Below are 1,628 nucleotides of genomic sequence, written 5' to 3'. Positions count from 1 at the left end.
CGGCGACCAAACCAAGGTGATCGAGGTTACGGATCGAGATAGCGGGTGCGGCCATGATGATCTACCTGCAAAAGAGAGTAATAGATCAGAACGGCCGATCGCCGTCAAGCACTGAAAATAGCAAAATCAGGTGCGGAATGACGGATACAGGCTGTCGCCCCTTTGCGCGAGATTAGCTGATGGCTGGCTTTGCTGTCATAGGCGCCATCCGCATAAACACGTCCCAGCTTGCGCCGCAGTGGGTTGAGCAAGGTCGGCAACACCTCGGCATCATGGACATTTTCCAATGACACCTCCGCCGCCACGATATCGTGGGTTACCGAGTCTACCGCCAGGTGCAACTTGCGCCAGACTCGCCGCTTCTCAGCGCCGTGTTTTCTGACTTTCCACTCGCCTTCACCAAACACCTTCAGCCCGGTTGAGTCGATAACCAAGTCGGTAATGCATCCCTTTGGGGGCTGTCGATAGGCCACTGTCACCGTGCGTGCTCGCTTGCTGACACAGCTATAGTCCGGTGCGCACAACGGCACATTCATCAATTCGAACAGGGAGTCGAGTAGTCCCTGGGTTGCTCGCAAAGTGAGGTTGAAAATCCCCTTGAGCATCAGGAAGGTGGCGATGGTTTGGTCGGTGTAGAGCTGGCTACGGCCCCGCCGTCCATGATGGTCGTGGTGAAACCAGTTGCTCATGGCCTCGGCATCAACCCAGAAGGTGAGTGAACCACGATTAATCAAAGACTTGTTGTATTTAGGCCAGTTGGTGATGGGGTGAAGCGACGTGCTCATGATGCAGACTTGAAGGAGATGGTGGTGATCAGATCACCAAGTCCTCAGTTAGTTCCATTCAAGCTGCATCGATTTGGGCAACAACGCCCATTTTCTCCTGATAGGCAGGGTCTTTTATCCGCAAGGTCGGCACGGGCCTTCGCCAGACAATGCCCATACGCGGTAACCATCGGCGGAGCGTGGAGGCTGCCATATTGAGCCCCATTAACCGATTGATTTTGATAGCCAATAGTTCGGTACACCAACGGCTGCGCTGATAACCAAAATCTTGCGGAGAAAACTGCATGAGCAGCACCAGTAAGGTGACAATCTTGGCGACAGGTAAGATCGGGGCACGGCCAGCCGGTAAGGCTTCTAACGCCCCCACACCTTCATCCCGATACCACCGAAGCCAACGGCCGATGGTCGAGCGAGCAGCGCCGGTAAGGTGATGAACATCAGTGATCGTGCGTCCTTCATGTAACAGCAAGATGGCCATCAAGCGACGAGCATGCCCTTTATCACGCGTGGCATGGATGATTTTGTGAATGCGGCGCCGTTGTGGTCGTGGCAGGGGTGGTAGGATAGGCATCAACTCAGTCCTTTTGGTGTGGCTTGTTTTGTTTCGCGCCTAATGAGATCGCACAAACTGGACTGAGTTCCCTTCCTCCTGTGATCTACTATTCGGAACAGCTATTTAGATCCCGCTGACGTAAAGCGCGAATTCAACTTCGAAGTGCGACACTCGCCTATGCCGCCTGACGGTACTCTTCGAATACCTTGACAGGCTGCCTGAATCCGAGACATTTCCGAGGTCGTAGGTTGAGCCACTGCTCCGCTCTCCTGACATCCTCGTCCGTGACC

3 pseudogenes are annotated in these 1,628 nt (G+C 54.4%); all 3 read right to left on the bottom strand.

Annotation, left to right across the window (positions count from 1 at the left end):
* Positions 1–143: 143 nt before the first annotated feature.
* Positions 144–785: pseudogene (locus J9893_RS14310) on the bottom strand (IS5 family transposase); the annotation flags it as partial.
* 61 nt (positions 786–846) lie between these two features.
* A pseudogene (locus J9893_RS14305) lies at positions 847–1,356 on the bottom strand (helix-turn-helix domain-containing protein); the annotation flags it as partial.
* Between the two features lie 157 nt (positions 1,357–1,513).
* Positions 1,514–1,628: pseudogene (locus J9893_RS14300) on the bottom strand (IS30 family transposase); the annotation flags it as partial.

It is taken from the genome of Aeromonas sp. MaB10011B, from assembly GCF_017939325.1.
In the GTDB taxonomy this organism is placed as follows: Bacteria; Pseudomonadota; Gammaproteobacteria; order Enterobacterales; family Aeromonadaceae; genus Aeromonas; species Aeromonas caviae.
Note: the sequence above shows the minus strand (reverse complement) of the source record. Positions and strands in the feature narration are given on the sequence as shown.